Source organism: Nostoc commune NIES-4072 (genome assembly GCF_003113895.1).
Taxonomy (GTDB): domain Bacteria; phylum Cyanobacteriota; class Cyanobacteriia; order Cyanobacteriales; family Nostocaceae; genus Nostoc; species Nostoc commune.
Genome location: NZ_BDUD01000002.1, coordinates 429,697 through 446,716, shown reverse-complemented (window position 1 = coordinate 446,716; position 17,020 = coordinate 429,697). Strand labels below are relative to the sequence as shown.

Genomic DNA, 17,020 nt, shown 5'->3' with positions numbered 1-17,020 from the left:
CAACGCGAAAAAGTGAGATCGGGGTTTAGTTCTCAATTACACCCCTATATTCTCAACAAAATCTGGTTTTTTAGTTGCGATCGCATCCTGAAACAAGCTATATACGTCCCAGATTTTAGCACCTCACAAAATCGCGTTGCTCCCCTCTCTCTTTAACTTTGCTACCCAAACCGGAGACGAAAAATTCGTCCACAAGAGTCAAAGGCAAAAATAAGAAACAAGTTTTGCCGCCGCAGCCCAAAGATATACCAATGCTCGAAGAATTTCAGGGTCAGTTTTTAATTGATCCACTAACAACTTTTCTAGAAAATAATTCGGGTAAAGTTTTCGGGGTTTCAGAAATTACCAACGGAATCTATGGCGAACTCACTGCGACTGAGATTAGAGAAGTGAAAAACAAGATATTGAATGAGTTATCACGGGGTCATCGCACAGGGCGATTCTTTAGAGTCCCTGACCAAATTGGATTTTATACCTGGGACTTAGAGTTGCTCAACAAGTAGAAACGATTGATTATCTTAAATATTGTTCATCAAGCAGCTTCAAGCACCAGGGCGACCGTCAGCCGCAATCTGAAAACGGATCTTCACTTGGGAACTGACGTATAGCACAAGTTAGCCTTGCGCCACCACAGCACTATGACTACCACTAAAATTTACTCACTTACCTGCATCAACAACTCTATTTTGGTCGTATTTTACACTCAAGCGTATTGCTGGCAGTTTCGGTTCATTAATGACGATAGTGCAGTGTTTGGCGAACAAAAGCTTTACTATACACCATCAGCAGCTCTTACTGCTGGGCGTGATTGGATATGCTTTGGTGGATGAAGAGGCGATCGCTAAAACCACAACTTTCAAAATTGTAGCTGACTATGGCAATGGCTCCCGTAGAGGAGAGGGAAACCCTAGCAAGCATCTTAACCTACGGTACTCGTACACCCCGCACACCTAACGGGAGCGAAAAAATTGGCGATGACTGGAATGATTTATCTCTGTTTAAAGCTAAACCGGAAGAATTTGATTTGCAGGGGACACTTGACCAAAACAATTGTCAATTCGCTTTTTCGCCCATTCGCAGTTAAATACGAGAAATCGTTTAATTGCTTAATTGTTAATTACTGGGTTTCAAGCCCCCACTGATTTTAATTGCGTTAGCGCAGCGGTTAGCCCATTGTCAATTGCGAATTGGTTTCACCGTGTATTTAATGAATTAGGCGATCACATCCAAGATAATCAAGTCCAGGGTATCCAGTCGTTGGAAATCTCCGTTGGGCAAGTGATGGACTACCGCAAGTTGTTTCCCTATGTTGATAAAGCTACTTATTTATGCGGACATTTGAAATAGCGTTAAAAATAATTCCGCGCATTGGTGATGAAAAGAAACGCCTGACTGAAGAAAAAGCGTTATTAGATTTGTGGTTGGCTATGGATGAAATCAAACCGAAAGTGTCTTATCTGCAACCTGAGCTATCCTTAAATTATGGACAAATGAGTTTGAATTTAAAGATTGATGATTGAGGGCTGTTCACCGTTAACAGACAACTGTCAACCGTCAACTAATTAATTACAGGAGATAATCAAATATGAAGGTTAGAGGGATAAAACGTGGTCAAAACATCGAAATTTTAGAAGAACTCAATAATATTCCAGATGGGACAGAGATAATCATAGACGTAGAATTTATTGCCAATCAAATTATAGAACCACAACCACCATTAACAAACGAGGAGAGACTAGCTAGACTCAATCAATTATTTGGGGTTTGGAAGAACCAACCGGAATTAGCAGAAATATTTACAGAGATTGACCAACAGCGCCATGCTTATCAAGGCAGAACCATAGACTCACTTGACAATCAGGATTTAGGCTAATGTATCTGCTAGATACCAATATTTGCATTGCACTGCTGAACGAAAATCCCCAAGCTGTTACTAAATTTAATCGCTTTTTCCGCCAATGCTATCTCTCTATCATTGTAGTTTCAGAACTATATAAAGGCGTTTATTGTTCTCAACAGGTAACCAAAAATCTAGAGATATTAGCACAGTTTACTGAATTACTACCAGTAGAACCATTTGGAATAGAAGCAGCTATCGAATTTGGCAAGATTCAAAGCGAACTCAGAAAAATTGGGAAACCAACCGGAGAATTTGATGCTTTGATTGCTGCTGTAGCTCGTTCTCGTGACGATATTCTTGTTACTAACAATATCAAAGATTTTATCAATATTCCCAACTTAAAATTAGATAACTGGTTAGAAACTTGAAAAACCTGCGTGAATCATAAGGAAAATTAGCTACACCAGCAACACCCACAACACCATCACTGATTTTTACATTCCTGCTTTAGAGTGCGCCATTCAATATGATCGTAAGTCAGGTTTTTTTTAGCACACCATGCACGCAGTAAAAGTCCCCAAAACCGCAAAGAAACGCCCAATCGTTTATTACAGTTAATACTAACTTGTCGGCTGATATAATCCTGTATTTTCGTTAAATTCCCACCCAATACCGGATCTATCTTTGCCCTTACACCATGCTACAAAAAGCGGTGGGGGGAGTTTAATTCGCTCCTTGCGTACAGTTTCCTCACTTACACCAAGTCTTGAAGCCAAACCTTCTTCAGTTAACGGTTGCATTCTGGGAGTATGCACTTTGAATGATGAATTATTGTAGTACGATTTCTGTCCCCGCTTTTGTTGGTTGTTGAGATAGTCTTGTATTTTAATGATCGCCTCAGCCAACTGTGTCATTCGAGCTGCCATTCTCTCCACTTTTTGTTCTAAATTGGCGAGATTATCAATTGCTGTAGTTTGATTGCTATCAAATTCACTTAAAAACTCTGACTCGAGCTTATCAAGTCTTTCGCAAATAGCTTTTATCGTTTCATTGGTAGGACTGCTGTTAATATTATTACTAGCGACTAAGTATTTATCTACACTTGCCTTAATCTTTGAGTCTAGGCGTTCGTCTAAATCGTTACCACCTATTGCATCAACCTTATCTTGGGAATCGCCTAAGTAGAGATCGATAAATTCGAGCAGCGTGGCTGTTGCTGTTGTGCCTTTCGAGTTGCAACAGGCGATAAACTGCTCCCACTTCCTTTGATCGCAGTTGAAAGATGCTAATTTTTTTTTACGCCCTGTATTGCTCATGTTCGCATATCATCTAGGTAAACTTGGACTGTCCACGCTTATTAAATCGTGTAATTCATCATGATGAATTACCTTGATGCTATCATCGCCAAATGTGTCAGCGCATTCTTCAAGCGAGCGATCGCTTTTATGAAGAGATACTACTGCCAACGGCTACCATTGGCGATTGCGAATAAATATAGACATTACCTCGTAGCAATTCCAGCATCAACCATCTTCGTCAGATATACAGTATTAAAAACACTCAGTGATTATGCTAGTTACTTAAAATACCCATACTGCTCATCTGCATAATCGCTCGGTTCCATTTCTTGTAGTTTACCGACCCCTTCTCCTGCAAAGACGCACTCGCGTTCAGGATAGGGAATAGGAAACAGGCAACAGTAGGATTAAAGCTCAAAGATAAAATTCCCCATTCCCTTATAGCCCTAAACTGAAAAGAAGAGCGCTCGCATTTCAGAGCCAGGAACCTATAGAAAAAGTGTAGAAACTACATCAATAGAGGAGATTTCTTCCTCTGTCCTGGAATAGTCAACTTTTGGACAGCACGGCGTTTAGTTTCTTCACCGCGACGGTCATATCTGGCAGTCTGGTCACTGTTTGCGTGTCCAGCTAACCTTTGGACTGTAGAAATGTCTTCACCAGCATCGAGCAACTCCGAAATGAAAGTCCGCCGGAAATCATGAGCAGAGAAATTAGCAACAAAGGCTTGTGCGCCACGTTTTTGCAAAATAAATAGCACTGCTTGAGAGGTAAGTCGTCGCCGCACTATCCTTGAGCCTCTGTTGACATGGCACAGCAAGGGGCCTGCCTCGTACCCTCGAAGCGACAACCAATCCGAGACGACAGTTAGACCACTTTCGGGTAAGTACACAGTCCGATCTTTGCCACCTTTGCCAGCACGCACCTGTATTGCCCCGGTATTCTCTTCAAAGTCGCTCAAGTCTAAATTCACCGCTTCAGAGCGGCGGACTCCAGATCCACGGAGTATTGCAAATATTGCAGCATCTCTATAACCAGTGGGGGTAGGGTCATCAAAACAGGTTTGCATTAATTGGGCGATTTCTTCTGCCGTGAGGACACGTCCCCGCAATTGCTTGGTGACTTTAACGTTGGGAATGTCTACAGCACGAGCAAAATCAACAGCATCCATTATCTCTAACCGCAAGGCTTCTTTTAAAACTCGCCGCAAAGCAGACAGCACTTTGTTGACATAAGCTGGTGCATATTTTTCGCTCAACACAGAGCGGACTGCCGCAGTATGTTTGTAGCGCAGTGCTGCCCAGTTTAAAGTCATCGCATCACAACTTGAGTTGGTTAATAATCGCGCGATCGCATTTAAAGCTTGGCGCATAGCTGGACGGGAACCAGGGGAAAGGGTCGCCAAGTAGACTTGGGCGGGGTGTTCGATCAAGGGAACGGGAGAGGCAAGGGCTAAGGAAGAGGAGGTACTGTTTTCAAGGGTTTCATGCATTTACTTATCGGAACGTGTCTTCTTATAAGCAAGATTCTGATAAGTAATTGTCTCATTATTAGGGACAACGCGATCGCTCTTTCTTATCCCTCCATCGGCAACACTTCTTCATTCAGCAAGGCGTAAAATTCAGGAACTTGAGCTTCCACAAGCCGCAGTTCACTAGAGGCGATCGCCTCTAGTTCCAGCACCGTCTCCCAGCGCAAATCACTCTGCCATCGTTTGAGAATGCCTTTAATTGCGTCCACTCCACGAGAAATACCAGAGCGAAGTATTTCTACGCAGTGGAGTAGTGTAATGCGATCTGTCGGAGGCGACTCAAATGCGGTAGTATCCTCCCCTTGGCAATGGGAGTTCCCTATAGCATCAGGGGGGGGTGTGGATACGGGCTGCTGATTAGAGCTTACACTATACGCAGCAGGGGTTTGAGCAGCATAATAGGTTCGATTTTCTTTTTGATTACGCTTTTCCACACGATGAGCAATTACATGCATTGCAAATTCTAATTCCTCTTTAGATAAAGAGAAAAGTTTCACCTGTTGCCCCCGTTTACCTTGCTTGCGGAAAGTCAGTTTTAGCCCCAGCTGCTCTACTAAAGTAGCTAGCAACCAAATAGGTTTACAGTCACTGGGAATAGTAAACCCAAGAATTGCTTTGACGTGAGCAGCGCAGTTTTTAGCGATCGCCGTCATCTTGAGTAAGGTGGAATCGTCGGCGGTAACTTCATCACCCTTCACTAAAGAAGTGAGAATTTGATGCAGCCCCAGGTTAAATCTAGCCAGCCACCGTGCCGAGTAATTGCCCCAGTCGATGCACAAAGGTAGATTGTCGCGCTCGGTGCGGTCTTTTTGGGTGACAATTGTTGGTGGTGTAGGATAAATTTGCCCAGTTTTGGGGTCAGTAAACGATTCTTCGGGTGGGGCTAAAATTGCCTCAAGTCCAGCGATCGCTCTAATTAAGCGGCCACCTTTATCCATTTCTACGAGTGATTCGGTTACTTCGATGCCGTAAGAATCAGAAATGCGAAACTTTTCACATTCAAAAATTTCTAAAGGGTCAAGGTAATCTTTGCTTTGACGGGCACGGTACTCGCTCAAAGTAATATTCTTGGCCTTGGCAACAGCCGAATTGTGGGCACTATCCAAAGCTTGTGCTGCTGCTTTAAGACTTTCAAGGGATTGAGTATCATTATCACTGCCCACATATATAAATGTATTGCCCATTTCTGTGAGAAGCGATCGCAAGTCATCGCGCAAATTATTGAGAGAATAGTGGCGGTTAGCCATAATTTGGCAGTAAGCCTCAAGCGCCCAATCTTTCTCCGCTCCCCGCTTACCCGTTTCTCTGTCAATTCGCAACAGAAAAGCGGTCATTTCATTGGTTTGGAGCAAGCGCTCTTTAATCTTGGATGCGTTTGTATCCTTGTAACCTCCAGGAGGACGCGGGGCCACCCAAATATGAAACGGGACTTTCGGGCGATAGCGGTACAACTGCTGGGCGCATTCAGTAGCAGTTTGGGAAACGCCGTGAAACACGCCAAATACTAAGTCAAAATGATACTGGGAAATATCGACACCAGTACCGAGACTGGGAGAGGTGAACAAGGCATCAAAGTTTTTGACGGCGTTGGTGATATCTTTGATGAAAGCGACATTCTCATCACTGCCAGAATTATCGGAATGAACCGACCAGATGCGCCATGAAGCCCTACGGGCTGGGTAAGGGGTAAGGGGTAAGGGGGAAAGGGAGGAGGAATCTGTTAATTCTTCCTTTACCCCTTCCCCTTTACCCTTTTCCCCGCCAAGTTCACTTGGCGAACTACTAGATTCTTCGTATTTGATTGTAAAGGATTTGTCGAGTTTTTTGATAAAACGCTTAGAATCACTTGCAACCATAACTTTTTCTCCAAGCATCAGCGCCGCCGAGATTTGGGCGACTAGAGCGCTAGAATTATCCCCCTCGTACCAATAAATTGTGCGTGAACCGTTTCGCCACTCGTTTTTAATGATGTAAGGTACTTCACCTTTGGGTCGCATTGCAAGAAAGAAGTTTACCGTTAAATCATCCATGTGTGCATCGGCAATCACCACTAACGGCGCGTTGTATACTATATATTCCAGTACTTCTAGGATTGCTGCACGGTGTTGTCTGCAAGTATTACTATGCAGTAAGTGGGTGAGGTATTGGCAGGCTTCATCAATAAATATGCAGCCGTAGGTGAGAGACTGAGTATTCAGCTTATGCAAGCTGTCAATAGTAATACTAAGGGCTTGGGACTGGGCTAAACCTGTGTAACCCAAGTCGGAGTACATGGCAGTCTGCAAGCGTTGGGCAAGATTTTTCAACAAGTTAACCCGATGCCCATTGTTGAGGAACCGCGCGTCGGGGTTTTGGTCACGCCACCAGCGCATAAGTTCAGTTTTGCCTGTACCCATGTCGCTCCAGAGTACGACTAGTCCTGATAAAGGGAAATTGAAGGTAGGGGATTTCTTCGATTTGTCTGAATCAACTTTGCCAGAATCGATAGACTCCTTGTTTGAAGGATGTCCTTTTATAGATGGCGTGAAAAGTTGTTCCTTTTCAACAAGAAAGGCAGAGGGCAGGAGGCAGGAGGCAGAAGGAATACTGTTTTGCGCTAAAGCCCGTGACTTCATGGAACATGTTCTGACGTCCCCCACCATAATCTCTGATTTGGTGGCCAAGAATTGGGCGGGGTTAGAGCCAGGGTCAAATTCTTCACGAATGCCTTCTGCCCTCTGCCTCCTGCCTTCTTTACGATCATTTTGCTCAGGCACTCTCAAGCATTTTTCTTCAAGTTCAGGAATGCACAAAGCCTCAGAGAGATACTTAACATTAACAGTGACATCCGGCTGGTACTTGCTTAACCCCCATTTTTTAGCCCGATACGAGCGCTTGTAATCAGCAAGTGATTTAGCATCATTGATGATTGCGGTAAGTCCTGCGTTAGCATCTTCGCCCCGCGCCACAACAAAATCATCAACACCTTTCTCTGGACCTGGTAACAGCGCAACTTCACATTCACAACCAGCCGATTCGATTGCTTTTGCAGTGCGAACAGTGGCTTGAAACACCGACCACCTGGTTTTAGAAGAAGTTTCGTAATCAAATAATATAATGAACTTGCGCCCCGCCTGAGTCATTGGTACTAAGTCAGGATGCAACCGTTCATCAAAATCTTGTTTGCCCACGCGCCCGTTCCAAATTCCAGGAAGTGCGATCGCTACAAAGCCCATACTGAGCAAGCAAGCTGCCTTTTTTTCCCCTTCGCATAAAATAATGGGAATTTCTGGGTGCTGCTTTACCCACTCCCAAAATATTAGCGGATTGAGTTGATCCAGTAAGCGCAGGGCCAAAAGTGAATGATAGCGCTTAATTAAATAGCGTTTTGCAACTTTGTCCCAGATGGGGTTAGCGACATCAAAGTAGGTAACGCGGTTGGGGGTTTTGGGTGGCGACTCGTATTTAACTGGTTTACCTTTTTCCCAATCAAAGCGTGGAAAGTTGGGCTTAATCCGCCCCCACTCCATCGGTTGCCAGTTCTTGAATGGGTCAAGGGACTGAATCCACGTCCCACCCAGTAATAGGTGCTGATACATTTTTATGTATCCATCCGTGACTCTACCTGCATTTTTCCGAGGGATTTTGTCGGAGATGAACAGGTAGTCATAAACTGATTCTCCTTCAATGTGGAAGAAGTTGCGCTTAATCAGCGCCGGATGAATGGCGCTACCAGCTAGCAACTCATGGTACTCGGCTCTCTTGAGATTGTTTGGGTATTCAATCGGGTGTTCGCTCTGCTCAACTGATACCTTGCAATCTGGTTTAGGCTCGAATGGCTCAAAGTTGCCACTGTTAATTGCATTTTTATTTGTATTCACATTTTTTTCCTAAATTTTTCCATGACAATTTCGGCGACAAAAAGCACCTATGCCGCATTCATCAGTGAACAGTTATCAGTCATCAGTCATGCTGTACTCCGGGAGCAGAACCCGTAGGGTTGTCCTTACAGCAAATCAACATGGAAAAATGGATGACGATTAGCTTAAGTGTTAACTGTTAACTGTCTTTTCGAGCTTGTGTGATTAAATCAGTCTCTTGGGTAGTAAGTTCTGCCCAGTAGTCAGGTTTTATCACCTCGTATTTTTCAGCCACAGCCCAAAACTCCTGCCATGTAAACTCAATACGTGCAAGTACTTGCCTAATTTCCTTAACCGCCTGGGGTAATAGTTGTAATTGCTCCGTCCTTGTTGCGATGGCAGACTGTGTGGGACTAGTACCCAAAATTATCGCCGCCGCCTCAAGAGCTTGGGTATTGTTCATGGCAACGCTTAGGTTTTTCAATGCCATACCCATGAGGCGCAGACATTCAGTCGCATTTTCTTTGGGCGGTTCGGCTGCCAGAGTTCTCAAATCAATTGTCTTCTCCAGTGGTTCCTGAACCTTCTTGTTTAGCGCTTTAGCTTGAAGTTTAGTGTAAGTATTCTCCCAGTCTTGTAATTGATGCGGCTCAAAAGCGTTTTCCAAATCCCGAATGCGCTCTTTTAGCTGCTGGTTCTCAGTTTCAAGCTGCCGTAGCGATTCCATCTCGTCTAAGCGCTGCTGCAACTGGATGTTTTGCTCTTTTTGCTGCTTGTACAGGTTTTGCAGAGATTGGATTTGCTCACTTACTTGGGCTTCGGCTCTAGCCTTAACCTCTGCTTGTAGTCCAATCCTCAATTCCTGCTCCAGGCGCTCTAGCTCAAGCTTATGTTGCTCTTTGAGTGCTGCGATCGCTTCGGAGTACTCTGGTGGATAAGTTCGCTCAGTCGATTCGGACACAATTGCGTCATTCAAATCAGTGTTGTTTACCAACAGCCTTTCACCATCAACGAAAGTCACAATCTGCTGCGAATTATTCGGTGCGTCTGCAACAATAACTGCCGATTCCCCATAACGGGGATGTTCTGGTGATGAAATTGTGATGGCATTTTTCGGAACCAATGGTTCCTGATGGAATTTATTTTTTCCTCTTGGCATTGGAGCAATTGTATTTGCCGCAGCTGCGAAATCTGATTCACTAGGGTCTAGATTTAATGACAAAGCCAGTCTTATAGCAGCAATAAGTTTTTCTGGCTCTTTGGCTAACCTCAAAAGAGGACGGGCTTGGCGCTCATTTTTAATCTGTGACCCCAACTCCCCTGCTGCAACAATAACTTTTGAAGCCCCTAAGAGTTGATTTATACGCCGATAGCCGCCATATACATGCAATTCGCCTTGGCAATATTGTTCAAAGTTTTTGTACCCAGCGATTTTGTACATCCGCTCGTCATGCATGACGCGACAGAGTTCTACTGCTTGCAACTCAAATTGGTCTATGGTAACGAAGGTGTCTTTGATACTGCTGTTGAGATCATCGTAATGAAGTGCTGATTTGTTTTCTCTATCTAGTGTCAGCATATTTCTCTCCCGTCAATAGCACAAGGAGAGGTGTTTGAAAAAAATTTTGATGTCACCTGAACCCCGACACCAAGATGTATTCGGCATAAGTCATTTTTCACGATATTTTTCCCTGATAACTTGGTTGACAAGCTTTGCTAGGGGGTTGCATCAGTGATCAGTTATCAAAGACTCTGATTGATAAGTGGTAACTGATAACTGTTATTCGCGCTACTACTGCTTTTTGCTACGAAATTCGGGATATTTCTTAATCAAACTTAACTTTACAAAAACTTATGAATTTCCACAGCCAAAAGATGCCGCAAAGAATGGACTTTCCAAGCGGCAGACCCTATAATGGATCTGGTAGCGCGGACTATACTCTTAGACAAACTTAGTGGGATCACAGTCGCCAAACTATAAATACCACTCGTTTTGTTCCTTTGAGATCAACCCCGCTCTTTTAAACGATGAATTTTACAAGCAGATAAAGCGCCTACTCCTTAGTGGCGCTTTGTGCTTATAGGGGCTTTTTGATTGTTTCATAATTTACCTCCATGTTTTGCTTCAATTAGCTTGATCTTACAGAAGTTTTAGTCGCCTAGTATCAACGCTATCTTCTTTTTTGGTTTTGAGTTTTCAATATCTCCATAGTCCATAGGTGTTTTGGGAGTATCTAAGGACTTGTGATAACCTTAGATAATGTCTAATAGAAAGAAACTTTCGCTCAGGCACCTTCCAAAATTTGCACCTGAGCCTCTACCTCCTTAGTTATTGTACTTAAAACTAAATTGTAGCTTTAATGACAATTTTAGAGAGCGTGTTATTATTTATGCAATGTAGCACTCTAAACTTATATCCTGTAAAAGGCAATGATAGCAAGTAGCTTTTTATTAAAAATTGTAAAAAAGCTATATAAAAGTTTTAGGTAAAATTTGAATAGCTATTATGGTAATGCTAATAACGTACTATTGTAGGTAAATATGTCTTCAAACAAAAATTTAGACCTAGAAGCAGTACTAGAGATTTTAGAAGAGCGGGTGCTTCAGCATACCGGAAGATATTTGTCGCCCTCTGAAATGGTTTTAATCAAAGGGTCTTGGGATGGTAAAGACTATAAGGAAATAGCAAACGATTCGGGGTACAATGTGCATTATTTGCAGACTGGTGTAGGTACTCCGTTGTGGACAATGCTTACAGAAGTTGTTGGAGAGGGAGTACAAGTAAAAAAATTAACTTTAAGAAATATTTTGCTTAGACTAGCAAAAAAAGAATATTTGAAAAAGCTAGAAGCGTCATACCAAAATGTTGATCCTTTAATAGGAACAACTAGATTATATGGGGACTTTCCAAAAATAGTATCGTTTTATGGACGACAAAATGAAATAAGTATTTTAAAAAGGGAAGTCAATATTTTTAAAAAACGGTGTATAGCATTAATCGGAATTGCCGGGATTGGGAAAAGTATACTAGTGTCAAAGTTAATCGAAGAAATATTATTAGAAGATTCAAATAATTACGAATATGTAGTTTGGAAAAAAATTAACCGTTCTTCAACAATTGATAATTTAATTACTGAGCTAATTGAGACTTTTAATATAGAACAAGCAGAAGATATAACTCTTCAAAGGAAATTATGTTTATTGTTAAATTATTTGCAATTACATCGTTGTCTATTGGTTTTAGATGGTTTTGAAGCCATAGCGCCAGTAAATGTTTTTGAAAAAAGATTAGAATATGAAGATTTTTTTGTTGGGATCACCCAAGAAAAACATCAGAGTTGTGTAATTGTAACAAGCCAAGTGCCTTTAAAAGAAATTGCTTATGTGAATGTAAATTCATCTATTGTATCTATTCAAATAGAAGGTTTAGAAGAAGATGCAGCAATCCAGTTAATGCGTGAAAAGGGCATAGCTGGAGAAAAATGCAAAGAATTGATTGAAACATATCGTGGAAACCCGTCAGAACTAGAAGCTGTTTCTGACCGAATAAATCGCATTTTTGGGGGGAGTATAGAAAAATTTTTCGATTATAGGACTACTGTAATTGGCCCGCGAGTTGAGGCGATGTTAAATCTCCAATTTGGACAAAATGGGCTTTTAACTGATCTTCAAAAACAAGTAATGGTTTACTTAGCTGAGGAGATGGCAAAAAGTTCTGCTTTTATCCCTTTTTCAAAGCTTATTAATGATTTAAAAGAGCGATTAAAATTAGAAGTCATGTCAATTTCAAAGGTAATATCGGCTTTGGAAGCTTTAGAGCAACGTTCGTTAATTGAAGCCAGTAGGCAATCAAGTAAGCATGAACTCAGCTATGGTATGGAACCAGTTGTTAAGAAATACATCTTAGTAGATCCATACGGTTTAGTATATAAATCATCAAATAATAAAGAATTAACTAGTTATGTGCAGGGGCAAAACTCTCCGTGAGCTACTGTATAAATCTCTTATGTAGTAGGCGGCATAATCCTGAAGATACTGAAAATTGTTTAGCTTGTGGTAATCCCTTACTAATAGATGGGCGCATTCGTTTACTGCGCCCATTGCGTTCTTTGGATGAAGATTCATCTACATATACAGATGTTTTTGAGGTTGAAGACGTTGAGCCGTCATGGGGGGCAAAATCTAGAATCAGAGTAATGAAAGTACTAAGGTGGAGCGATCCTAAATTAGTTCGTCTAGTTCAGAGAGAATCACTTATATTACAGACGTTATATCATCCAGGAATTCCTAAGTGCGGTGTGGATGACTATTTCACTTTTACACTTAAGGATGATCGTCTAGTATTGCACTGTTTAGTAATGGAAAAAGTTGAAGGGGAAAATCTACAACAGTGGTTAAAAACGTATGGAAAAATTCATCAGAAAGTAGCATTGGATTGGTTAACACAACTAGTTGATATTATTGAATCTGTACACCGCTCTGGCTTCTTTCATAGAGATATTAAACCAGAAAATATTATCTATCAACCTGATGGTCAACTGGCACTTGTTGATTTTGGAGCAGCCAGACAAATTACCACAACATATTTAGCAAAAGTTGGCGCTAGTGGAGTGAATAAAAGAACACGTTTTAGTAGCGGATATGAAGTAACAGTTGTTAGAACAATTCGATTTTCTCCACTTGAACAACTTAACGGTCAAGCATTGCCCCAATCAGACTTTTATGCTTTGGGGCGAACTTTTGTGAATTTATTAACGGGGATATCACTGTTGGAATTTCCAGTAGATCAAAATACAGGAAGACTAATCTGGAGAGATAGAGCACCACAAATTGATAAGCCTTTTGCTGATTTACTTGATGACATGATGGCTCCTTTTCCAGGACAGCGCCCACAGACGACTCAAGTAATATTGGAACGTTTGCAGCGTTTACCATTTAAATTAAAACTTAATCGCTTTTTGGTTTCAAATATATTTAAATGCTTTTTAGCAGGCTCATTGATAGCAACTATTAATAGTAGTTTTAAACAGATTAATCTTGCTTTATCTGCTTACTACTTTAATCAAGCTGGACATTATATGAATGAACCTGAAATAGCTAAAAAATATTATAAGCTAGCATTAATTTACAATCCTAAAGATGATGAAATATATAATAACTTGGCAGTAGCTTGCCAGGTAACTCAGGACTTAACCTGTGCAATTGAGAACTATCAAAAAGCTTTTGAACTCAAGCCTAATGCTTGGGAACTGCACTATAATCTCGGTAATTTTTACGATGAGCAAGGCCAATATGACCAAGCAGAGCAGCAATACAAGTTATCGATTAAGTACGGCAAGAATCAACCGATGAATGCTGTCAACAATTTATCACGGCTCAAAAATATACAAGAAAAATACTCTGAGGCAGCACAACTAGCACTTGAAGGATTGAAAGGTACTTCAGATCCAGTATGGCAAGCAGCCTTGTACAAAAATCTAGGCTGGGCAAGATTCAAACAACAGCGTTACACAGAGGCCAAAGATTACTTGCAGAAATCGGTGAAATTAGATTCTCGAAGAGTAGATGCTCACTGCTTGTTAGCAAAAACACAAGAAGCGTTAGGTGACTTGGAGAATGCTAGGGTACATTGGGAAGTTTGTTTAATATCAAATAATTCTGGTCTACCAGAAATCTCAGAATGGAAACAACAAATTCTACAGCGCATTTTCCAACAAATTGACTAAGGCGTGTCAATTTCGATAAGCTATCAAATAGATAGCAAATTACTAAATAATAGGAATGCTGATTGTACCAAAGTCAACAGCCAAAAGAAAAAAAATTTCAAACTCTCAATTCGTGTCCATTGCATTAATAGTGTTGTTTTCAAGCTTTAGCAGTGTAGGGGGACAAGCTCAATCAATAGGTAAAAGTGATTCAGATGAGCGAGACTGTGAAGTTGTAGCAAAAGTTATTAGTGGCGATATTAATTGGACACCCCAGAGTAAACTTTGTAAAGATGACAAAATTCATCCAGTTCGTGGGCGTAAGGTTGAGATTTTTTGTTATTCACATGGAAAGGTTTTATACCTCACAGATAGTAATGTAGGTGAACATTGTTTACCGCTTTCCCAGCGCCGATTTGAGAATTGTACTTTGAAAAATGGGTATACCTGTGTGACACCCAAAGGCCCAGGGTCAGATGAAAATATGCCTACATTAATCACTCCCTATGGTGTCGTCATTTTAAATACTAATCCGATACTATCTTGGTCTGCGGCTCCTTTAGCTACTAGCTATATGGTGCAAATGGAAGGCAAAGGAGTTAACTGGTCAGTTGAGGTTAAGGCAACTCAACTGCCATACCCGAAAGATCAGCCAGCTATGGAGTCGGGGAACGTTTACAATGTAAACGTCGTTGCTAATCGTGGAGATGAGCCTATTGCTGCTAGTACCTCTATTCTGCTGGTAGTCCCTACTGATAAAGCACAAGAGATAGCGATGACAATCAATCGTCTTCAAAGTCTCAATCAGTTTCAAGATGAATTGGCTATTGATGTAGATAGTGTATACCAAGCAGAGAACTTAGTGAACGAATCGATTCTGGTGTTAAAGGCAAGAGCCAAAGCAGGTAGTAAGAATCCCACTATCTATCGATTATTAGGGGATCGCTACCTAGAAGCATACTTGCCATCTGCGGCTATATCTGCATATGCAACTGCAAGCAAATTAGCTCGAAAAGAGAATAATGCCGATGAATTAGTCAAAGCAGAAGCAGGAGCGAAAATTGCAGATCAGAGCCAGAAAAAAGTAGAAAGAGCAAAGGGCGGTTAGATTTAACCAGTGCTGACTCGTCGCAGAGGACACCGTAAGAGTGCTTTGTTGGTGGATCGATAACTGGTCTATAAATGGAAGCATAAGTCCTCCGAACTCAATTAGTGGGGAGCAACGCGATTTTGTGAGGTGCTAAAATCTGGGACGTATATAGCTTGTTTCAGGATGCGATCGCAACTAAAAAACCAGATTTTGTTGAGAATATAGGGGTGTAATTGAGAACTAAACCCCGATCTCACTTTTTCGCGTTGCTCCCCAATTAGTGTGACTTAAAGGAATGTTTGTCACTTAATTGAAAGCTAAATCGCATCTTGGCGGCAAACTTATGCTTCCACTGACACACTTTTTTGCTCAGTTGCCAACAAGAATAAAGCCAGCCCAGTAATAGGGATGGAAATATTTTTCACTAGACAACAAACTCAGTTTTGCAAGTCTTAGTGCTTCTGGTAAAACAAGTCCATTTTTTAATCCTTTGTAGAACTCCTCCATCAATAGAGCAGTAGAATCAGCGTCAACTAGCCACAAACTAGCTAATGTACTACGTGCTCCGGCTTGTACAGCTATTCCAGCAATTCCAAGGGCAGAGCGTTTATCACCCTTTGCAGTTTGACAAGCACTTAAAACAAGTAAATTAATTGTGTCGCTTTCATTTTTGAGCAAAAATTTCAAGTCTTTGACATTTAAAGGTTTGTCCCAAGCCAAGACAAAGGTTTGTTCAGGGTCAGAGCTGAATTGAGCGTGAGTACTCAAATGAACTAAAGAAAATGAATTTTTTTCAAATTTTTGTTGAAAGCTGCGACTATTAAAATCACTATCAATTAAAGTTAAAACAGAAGTAATACTTTTTTTTATATTTTCGATTTCTACTTTTACTTCTGGCAAAGCTGGTAAATTTTTAGGAACTGAGGGGTCGTTAAGACTAGGACTAAGTTTAGAAATACCGCCAATTAAAATATTATAATTTTTGAATTTAGGCGAATTATTATGCAATTGTTTAAAGCTTGAAGCCGTGACGATGCTATATGAATCAGTCAAATATTTTTTTCCATCATGTAACATATCGATAGGTAAATTCTGGAAATAGCTATCTAGAACAGAGCCTTTATCTATAACTGTAGAAATTTTCTCAACTAAAGGATCTGTTTGCAATAGTTGCAAAGCTGTCAGCAAATGTTTGCTATTGAAAACTTCAGTTGTGTTTGTCTGTAAGCGTTCACGAATATAATTTTGTAATCGTGCGCTACCCATAACATTAATTTTCTCTAGCTTGCCTTCAACAATTTGTATAGTGACTACTCCTCCGCTGGCTGTAATAGCTTGATTTTCTTTAACAGGAAAGAAGGCTCCAGAAGTCAAATATCCTTGTTCAGTGTACAGTTTCGTGACTGCTGTACGAGCTTCGAGCAATTCTGAAAATGTGATTTCTCTGCCTGTGTAAGAAGCAACTACTGATTCTAGTTGCTGAGTTGATAAAACAGTATTACCTTTGAATATGAACCTTTCAACTTTAATTTTTTCTCGGTTTATTTTGGGAATTTCAGGTATAGGCACTGAAGCAGGAGGTATTTGCAGTTCTTCTCTTTTTTCTATTGGAGAAGGAACTTGTGGACTCTGAGGAATTGTTGGTATTTGCTGTGTAAAAAGTCTTAGAGGTACTGTTTTTGCTAAAAGCGGGTTACTTGTTGATATCGGAATTGCC

The 17,020-nt window shown here is 41.1% G+C and carries 17 protein-coding genes; 11 read left to right on the top strand and 6 right to left on the bottom strand.

Going from position 1 to position 17,020, the window contains the following annotated elements:
• Positions 1-12 precede the first annotated feature (12 nt).
• The 8 genes from CDC33_RS39530 to CDC33_RS34355 all read left to right on the top strand — a co-directional run bounded on the left by CDC33_RS39530 (position 13) and on the right by CDC33_RS34355 (position 2,268).
• Positions 13-156, top strand: coding sequence for a hypothetical protein (locus CDC33_RS39530; RefSeq protein ID WP_181374321.1), 144 nt, complete (start codon positions 13-15; stop codon positions 154-156).
• Positions 157-224: 68 nt separating this feature from the next.
• Complete coding sequence (locus CDC33_RS34385; RefSeq protein WP_219930133.1) at positions 225-503, top strand: hypothetical protein; 279 nt, start codon at positions 225-227, stop codon at positions 501-503.
• A gap of 135 nt (positions 504-638) precedes the next feature.
• Positions 639-830 (top strand): hypothetical protein, encoded by a 192-nt coding sequence (locus CDC33_RS34380; RefSeq protein WP_109013083.1) that lies wholly within the window; start codon positions 639-641, stop codon positions 828-830.
• A 50-nt stretch (positions 831-880) separates the two neighbouring features.
• Positions 881-1,084 carry a hypothetical protein gene (locus tag CDC33_RS34375; protein WP_146195914.1) on the top strand — a complete coding sequence of 68 codons (204 nt, stop codon included), beginning with the start codon at positions 881-883 and terminating at the stop codon, positions 1,082-1,084.
• Positions 1,085-1,173: 89 nt separating this feature from the next.
• Positions 1,174-1,347 (top strand): hypothetical protein, encoded by a 174-nt coding sequence (locus tag CDC33_RS39525; RefSeq protein ID WP_181374319.1) that lies wholly within the window; start codon positions 1,174-1,176, stop codon positions 1,345-1,347.
• Entirely contained in the window at positions 1,329-1,520 is a 192-nt protein-coding gene (locus CDC33_RS34365) for a hypothetical protein (protein WP_109013080.1), read from the top strand. Before CDC33_RS39525 ends, CDC33_RS34365 begins: the two co-directional genes overlap by 19 nt.
• A gap of 65 nt (positions 1,521-1,585) precedes the next feature.
• Positions 1,586-1,873 carry a hypothetical protein gene (locus CDC33_RS34360; RefSeq protein WP_109013079.1) on the top strand — a complete coding sequence of 96 codons (288 nt, stop codon included), beginning with the start codon at positions 1,586-1,588 and terminating at the stop codon, positions 1,871-1,873.
• Entirely contained in the window at positions 1,873-2,268 is a 396-nt protein-coding gene (locus CDC33_RS34355; RefSeq protein ID WP_109013078.1) for a type II toxin-antitoxin system VapC family toxin, read from the top strand. Before CDC33_RS34360 ends, CDC33_RS34355 begins: the two co-directional genes overlap by 1 nt.
• Positions 2,269-2,460: 192 nt before the next feature.
• On the opposite strand, the gene CDC33_RS34350 is transcribed toward CDC33_RS34355, so the two are convergent.
• The 4 genes from CDC33_RS34350 to CDC33_RS39520 form a co-directional block, all read right to left on the bottom strand.
• Entirely contained in the window at positions 2,461-3,156 is a 696-nt protein-coding gene (locus CDC33_RS34350; RefSeq protein WP_109013077.1) for a hypothetical protein, read from the bottom strand.
• Positions 3,157-3,646: 490 nt separating this feature from the next.
• Complete coding sequence (locus CDC33_RS34345; RefSeq protein ID WP_109013076.1) at positions 3,647-4,630, bottom strand: tyrosine-type recombinase/integrase; 984 nt, start codon at positions 4,628-4,630, stop codon at positions 3,647-3,649.
• Between the two features lie 83 nt (positions 4,631-4,713).
• On the bottom strand, positions 4,714-8,433 hold the full coding sequence (locus tag CDC33_RS34340) for a DUF3854 domain-containing protein (protein WP_109013365.1): 3,720 nt from the start codon (positions 8,431-8,433) through the stop codon (positions 4,714-4,716).
• 274 nt (positions 8,434-8,707) lie between these two features.
• Positions 8,708-10,087: a hypothetical protein gene (locus CDC33_RS39520; protein ID WP_181374318.1), complete on the bottom strand. Its 1,380-nt coding sequence runs from the start codon at positions 10,085-10,087 to the stop codon at positions 8,708-8,710.
• 962 nt (positions 10,088-11,049) lie between these two features.
• Here CDC33_RS39520 and CDC33_RS34330 point away from each other — a divergent pair.
• The 3 genes from CDC33_RS34330 (at position 11,050) to CDC33_RS34320 (ending at position 15,321) form a co-directional block, all read left to right on the top strand.
• Complete coding sequence (locus CDC33_RS34330) at positions 11,050-12,495, top strand: helix-turn-helix domain-containing protein (RefSeq protein WP_109013075.1); 1,446 nt, start codon at positions 11,050-11,052, stop codon at positions 12,493-12,495.
• Entirely contained in the window at positions 12,492-14,234 is a 1,743-nt protein-coding gene (locus CDC33_RS34325; protein WP_181374317.1) for a serine/threonine-protein kinase, read from the top strand. Before CDC33_RS34330 ends, CDC33_RS34325 begins: the two co-directional genes overlap by 4 nt.
• Positions 14,235-14,364: 130 nt before the next feature.
• Entirely contained in the window at positions 14,365-15,321 is a 957-nt protein-coding gene (locus tag CDC33_RS34320) for a hypothetical protein (RefSeq protein WP_146195912.1), read from the top strand.
• Positions 15,322-15,422: 101 nt separating this feature from the next.
• Here CDC33_RS34320 and CDC33_RS39515 read toward each other — a convergent pair whose 3' ends face one another.
• Together CDC33_RS39515 and CDC33_RS34315 are read right to left on the bottom strand one after the other, a co-directional pair.
• Positions 15,423-15,560 carry a hypothetical protein gene (locus tag CDC33_RS39515; RefSeq protein WP_181374315.1) on the bottom strand — a complete coding sequence of 46 codons (138 nt, stop codon included), beginning with the start codon at positions 15,558-15,560 and terminating at the stop codon, positions 15,423-15,425.
• A 112-nt stretch (positions 15,561-15,672) separates the two neighbouring features.
• Positions 15,673-16,872, bottom strand: a complete 1,200-nt coding sequence (locus CDC33_RS34315; protein WP_181374314.1) for a CHAT domain-containing protein — start codon at positions 16,870-16,872, stop codon at positions 15,673-15,675.
• Positions 16,873-17,020: the final 148 nt, after the last annotated feature.

Coding starts and splice junctions, on each gene's coding strand:
- CDC33_RS34380 (WP_109013083.1), top strand. CDS start 639: ATGACTACCACTAAAATTTACTCACTTACCTGCATCAACAACTCTATT.
- CDC33_RS34375 (WP_146195914.1), top strand. CDS start 881: ATGGCTCCCGTAGAGGAGAGGGAAACCCTAGCAAGCATCTTAACCTAC.
- CDC33_RS34365 (WP_109013080.1), top strand. CDS start 1,329: ATGCGGACATTTGAAATAGCGTTAAAAATAATTCCGCGCATTGGTGAT.
- CDC33_RS34360 (WP_109013079.1), top strand. CDS start 1,586: ATGAAGGTTAGAGGGATAAAACGTGGTCAAAACATCGAAATTTTAGAA.
- CDC33_RS34355 (WP_109013078.1), top strand. CDS start 1,873: ATGTATCTGCTAGATACCAATATTTGCATTGCACTGCTGAACGAAAAT.
- CDC33_RS34350 (WP_109013077.1), bottom strand. CDS start 3,156: ATGAGCAATACAGGGCGTAAAAAAAAATTAGCATCTTTCAACTGCGAT.
- CDC33_RS34345 (WP_109013076.1), bottom strand. CDS start 4,630: ATGCATGAAACCCTTGAAAACAGTACCTCCTCTTCCTTAGCCCTTGCC.
- CDC33_RS39520 (WP_181374318.1), bottom strand. CDS start 10,087: ATGCTGACACTAGATAGAGAAAACAAATCAGCACTTCATTACGATGAT.
- CDC33_RS34330 (WP_109013075.1), top strand. CDS start 11,050: ATGTCTTCAAACAAAAATTTAGACCTAGAAGCAGTACTAGAGATTTTA.